The organism is Peribacillus sp. P4_C12 (genome assembly GCF_056402095.1).
Genome location: NZ_JBFUIB010000282.1, coordinates 1 through 4,876 on the forward strand (window position 1 = coordinate 1; position 4,876 = coordinate 4,876).

At 40.1% G+C, this 4,876-nt stretch carries 5 protein-coding genes; 4 read left to right on the top strand and 1 reads right to left on the bottom strand.

The features are described 5' to 3' along the window. The 4 genes from AC1DUW_RS21045 to AC1DUW_RS21060 form a co-directional block, all read left to right on the top strand. On the top strand, nucleotides 1-817 hold an 817-nt coding region (locus AC1DUW_RS21045; RefSeq protein ID WP_477643372.1), incomplete at its 5' end, for a squalene/phytoene synthase family protein. 208 nt (nucleotides 818-1,025) lie between these two features. Continuing rightward, nucleotides 1,026-2,021: an ABC transporter substrate-binding protein gene (locus tag AC1DUW_RS21050; protein ID WP_252430401.1), complete on the top strand. Its 996-nt coding sequence runs from the start codon at nucleotides 1,026-1,028 to the stop codon at nucleotides 2,019-2,021. 32 nt (nucleotides 2,022-2,053) lie between these two features. After that, nucleotides 2,054-3,055, top strand: a complete 1,002-nt coding sequence (locus tag AC1DUW_RS21055; RefSeq protein WP_477643373.1) for an ABC transporter permease — start codon at nucleotides 2,054-2,056, stop codon at nucleotides 3,053-3,055. Between the two features lie 4 nt (nucleotides 3,056-3,059). Continuing rightward, nucleotides 3,060-3,854: an ABC transporter ATP-binding protein gene (locus AC1DUW_RS21060; RefSeq protein WP_477643374.1), complete on the top strand. Its 795-nt coding sequence runs from the start codon at nucleotides 3,060-3,062 to the stop codon at nucleotides 3,852-3,854. Nucleotides 3,855-4,098: 244 nt separating this feature from the next. Here the strand turns inward: AC1DUW_RS21060 and AC1DUW_RS21065 are convergent, their stop codons facing one another. Further along, the gene (locus AC1DUW_RS21065) at nucleotides 4,099-4,614 is read right to left on the bottom strand and encodes a MerR family transcriptional regulator (RefSeq protein WP_053346874.1); all 516 of its coding nucleotides are present in this window, start codon (nucleotides 4,612-4,614) and stop codon (nucleotides 4,099-4,101) included. Nucleotides 4,615-4,876 lie beyond the last annotated feature (262 nt).

A 4,876-nucleotide genomic window follows, 5' to 3' on the forward strand; every position in this document is an offset into this window, starting at 1 on the left:
TGACCAAAGCAATCTACATACTAAGGCAATGGATTTTCTTTTAAAAACAAGCCGAACTTTTTTCATTCCAATCAGCTACCTTCCAAAGGGATTACAGGAAGCCATTGGAGCTGCTTACCTTTGCATGCGGGCTATCGATGAAATTGAAGACCATCCCGAATTGCCTGCCGATAGTAAGATTTCCTTATTACAGACTATCAGTGAGCTGCTTAAGACTGATGATTATAGTGAAAAGGAACTTCAGACTTTGTTTGAACCGTATAAGGACGATTTACCGGAAGTGACCTTGCTTCTTTCGGATTGGATTCAATATTGTCCGCCTAGTGCGACTGCAAAAGTCTTGGGCTCGACACAGGAAATGGCCGAAGGCATGGCAAAGTGGGTTGCGAAGGACTGGCAGATACACAATAAGGAAGAGCTTGATGATTACACATATTATGTTGCGGGTTTAGTTGGAGTCATGCTATCTGATATTTGGAACTGGTATGATGGAACTGAAACAGATCGTGATCTTGCTATTGCATTTGGCCGAGGACTTCAAACTGTTAATATTCTTCGAAACCGTGAGGAAGATGCAGAGCGCGGTGTTAACTTTTATCCAGATGGTTGGGGTTTCGACGAGATGCTTGCCTATACGGAACATAATCTTGCATTAGCTGATACGTATATAGCAGAGATTGAAACAAAGGAAGTTATCCAATTCTGTAAAATACCATTAGAATTGGCAAAAGCTACTTTAAAAGCCTTGAAAGAAGGAAAAGAAAAAATCGACCGGGCGACTGTTACCAAAATTGTTAACCAAGTCGTCGAACACTGACATTTTAGTATGCTGCTGTGAAAGTAATAATAACTTTCACAGCAGCTTTTTTTATTGTTTTAGACATAAAAACTTGTAAAATTCTAAAAAGTTAAAAAATATATTGATATAATTGAGAATAAACGATTATAATTTAGTAAATAAAAGCGTAAGAGCTGCCATCGTAGTAAGGCAGAATCTAAAAATAAGAAAAAAGCGGGGGGAAAATATGAAGAAGAAATTATATTCGACTGCAGCAATGACCTTAGTGGCGGGATTATTACTGGCAGGCTGTGGAAATGACAAAGCGAATGATACTGCGAAAAATGAAAGCGGTAAGGATACCTTCAATATTGGGGTAACACAAATCGTTCAGCATGATTCACTGGATCAAGCATATGAAGGGTTTCAGGCTGCATTGAAGGATAGTGACATCAATGCCAAGTATAATCTTCAGGTCGCACAAGGAGATCAAAACAACAGTCAGACGATTGCCAATAACTTCGTTGGGGATAAAGTGGATTTGATTTTTGCTAATTCGACTCCAAGTGCATTAAGTGCTTTAAATGCAACAAAGGATATTCCTATTGTATTTACATCTGTAACAGATCCAGTCGCAGCCGAACTTGTTACATCCCTGGAGAAACCAGGTGGAAATGTGACGGGTACGACGGATTCTCATCCAGAAGCCATTGCAAAATCTATGAAATTCCTAGCAGAAGAACTTGGCGCCAAAACCATTGGGACCGTTTATAATACAGGGGAACAAAATTCGGTCGTCCAAATAAAAAACGTAAAAGCGGAAGCGAAAAAAGCCGGATTAAAAGTCGTGGAAGCATCTGTCTCGACTTCTGCTGAGGTCAAACAGGCAGCAGAATCATTAATCGGGAAAGCGGATGCTTTCTATATCATTACTGATAATACAGTAGTCTCAGCATTGGAATCAGTCATTTCGGTGGCGAATGATCAAGATATTCCATTATTTGTTGGTGAACTTGATTCTGTGAAAGCTGGTGGTTTCGCAGCCTATGGCTTCAGTTACTATGATATTGGCTATGAGGCAGGACAAAAAGCGGTTGAAATCTTAAAGGATGGTAAGAAACCGGGAGACATCGCCGTTCAATATCCACAAAAGTTGAAATTGGTTATTAATGAAACAGCAGCAAAAGGTATGGGTGTTGAAATAAAAGAAGAATGGAAAGCAGATGCTGAGTTTGTAAAATAAACTCTGCTTTAGTTCAGGGAAGGAAGAAAAAAATGTTCTCAGCCTTATTCAACTCTTTTGAGTCGGGAATGATTTATGCGATTATGGCACTTGGTGTCTATTTAACATTTAGGATTCTCGACTTCCCGGATATGACAGTGGAAGGTAGTTTTGTGACAGGGGCCTCTGTTGCCGCTATTATGATTGTTAACGGTTTCTCGCCGATTGTAGCCACGTTTTGTGCCATGGTTGCCGGGTTTATCGCAGGGACAATGACGGGACTGCTGCATACGAAAGGGAAAATTAATCCACTTCTTGCAGGAATTTTAATGATGATTGCCCTATATTCTATCAATTTAAGAATTATGGGTGCATCGAACATTCCGTTGCTTTCTCAAACAACAATTATCACGAATATTCAGGATTCTTGGGCTGGCACTGGGTTGGACAATATGTTGAATGGTCTATTATCAATCATGGGCCTTGGTGATAGTTTGCCAAAAACATGGGCTATTTTAATTGTGATGCTTATTGTAGCTGTAATTATTCAGGCTGGAATGTCTGCATTTTTAAAAACGGAAATTGGTCTTGCACTACGTGCGACAGGTGACAATGAAGCCATGGTTAAGAGTTTTTCCGCCCATACGGGTAATATGAAGATTTTAGGACTCGCAATTGGAAATGCACTTGTTGCTTTCTCTGGATCTTTAGTTGCTCAATATAACGGTTTTAGTGATATTGGGATGGGGATTGGAATTATTGTCATTGGATTGGCATCCGTCATTATTGGGGAAGCGTTATTCGGTGCAAAAACGATTGCGCGGGCGACGCTTGCAGTTATTGGTGGAGCGATTATATACCGAATCGTCGTTACTTTGGCACTTCGTGTAGAATTCCTTGATACGGGTGATGTTAAATTAATTACCGCGCTTATCGTGGTTGGAGCACTTGTTATTCCAAAAATTTCTGATAAACAAAAAGAAAAAAGCCGCAAGAAAAAGCGTCTCAAAGAATTACAGATGCGTCATATCGAGACTTTATCGAAGGGGGGATAAGAATTTGCTGCAACTAAATCAGATTTATAAGGTCTTCAATGAAGGCACACCGGATGAGAAGTTGGCCCTTGGAAATCTTGAATTGCAAATGACAAAGGGTGAATTTGTAACGGTCATTGGCAGTAACGGCGCAGGCAAATCGACGTTGATGAATATGATATCCGGTAAGATTCTCCCTGATGCCGGTGAAGTCATTATTGATGGCGAAAATGTGTCGACAATTGAGGAGCATGCTCGTGCGAAAATGATTGGCCGTGTTTTTCAAGATCCGATGCTTGGTACAGCCCCGCATATGACCATTGAGGAAAATATGGCCATTGCCTATGGCAGAACTAATAGAAGAGGCTTTGGCTTCGGGGTGACAAAAAAAAGGAAAGCACTTTTTAAAGAAAGTTTGAGTACGCTTCATTTAGGCTTGGAAAATCGAATGAGTGCAAAAGTCGGATTATTATCGGGAGGGGAGCGCCAGGCATTATCATTGCTGATGGCCACCTTTACCGATCCTAAAATCCTGCTTCTAGATGAACATACAGCTGCTCTTGATCCCTCTAGAGCGGAGCTCGTTACAAATCTGACGAAGGAAATCGTTGAAAAAAACCAGTTAACGACACTTATGGTGACTCATAATATGCAGCAGGCAATAGATCTTGGAAATTCATTAATCATGATGGATAAAGGTCAAATCATTTTTGAAGCAAGGSGCGTCGAAAAGCAGGAGCTTACCGTTGAAAAACTGCTGAACGAATTCCAGCGTATTAAAGGTGAAAAAATGCTCAACGACCGTGCTGTGCTTATTTAAATGATGAAAAGGCCCGGCCCTTAGGTGGAAGTTTAACCTTGGGGCCGCGGCCTTTTTATATTTGAGGTAATTACTAGCTCGGGTTCTTGAACTATTTCTGCGTTCGAAGAGTCATGGGCTAAAGGATGTACATCGAGGTCTAATGGTATTTGTATGATCTTAAATTTGCAGGTAGAAGAAGGAAGGCTATCATATTCTTTGGTATTAATCGTTGACCGCTCTGCTCTTCGAAGAAGCATCACGTTCAGTTATTTCCAAAAATCGTTTTCATGAATGGCCATTTCTTCGTTTTTTTAGTGGCAGCCGTTTCTTCAGCAGCCAGAAAATAATCGATTGGCGGAACTTTTTTTGTTTCTAACTCTTCAATACGTGCTTCAAGCTTCTTAACGAGTTTTTGTAGGTCTTCCATATCGCTTCTGTGTTGTAAAATTTGATAGGAGACAACGTCATCAGCTTTTGTCTTTAGTCCATTTTCAAGCCTAACAATCCTTTCTATCATTCGATCATGTTCTTTATTCGTTTCGGAATGTTGTTTCTGTACTGTTGCCTTTCTAATCTTTTTCTCTGATATGCTGACCTTTTGGAGAATGATTCCTTCGTTCAGCTGATCTTGGACTTTTCTCAATAATGCAATGTCATCGTCTGAAAACTGATAGTGTCCGAGCTGATTTCGTTCTACCTCCATATTCAATTGGGTAACCCAGCGTTGAATCGTACTATGGGAAACGTTCAGTAACCGGGCAACTGCACTTGTATTCATCGAGATTCCCCCTTTTGTGTGTAGAATTCGAGATGGAAGAGGCAATCCCTTTACAGATGACAAAACAAGTAATCATTCGGCAAAGAAAGTGAATTTCCTACGTAATTTGCGTCCATATGGATAATTAAAGGAATCACTTCGGCATTTTCTGCTCCTTTTTTAAAGGTTGATAAAGAATGGATTTTTTAGAGCTATTTTAGTAACAAGAAAATGCCGAAGTGATTCCTTTAATTATCCATATGGACGCAAATTACGTAGGAAA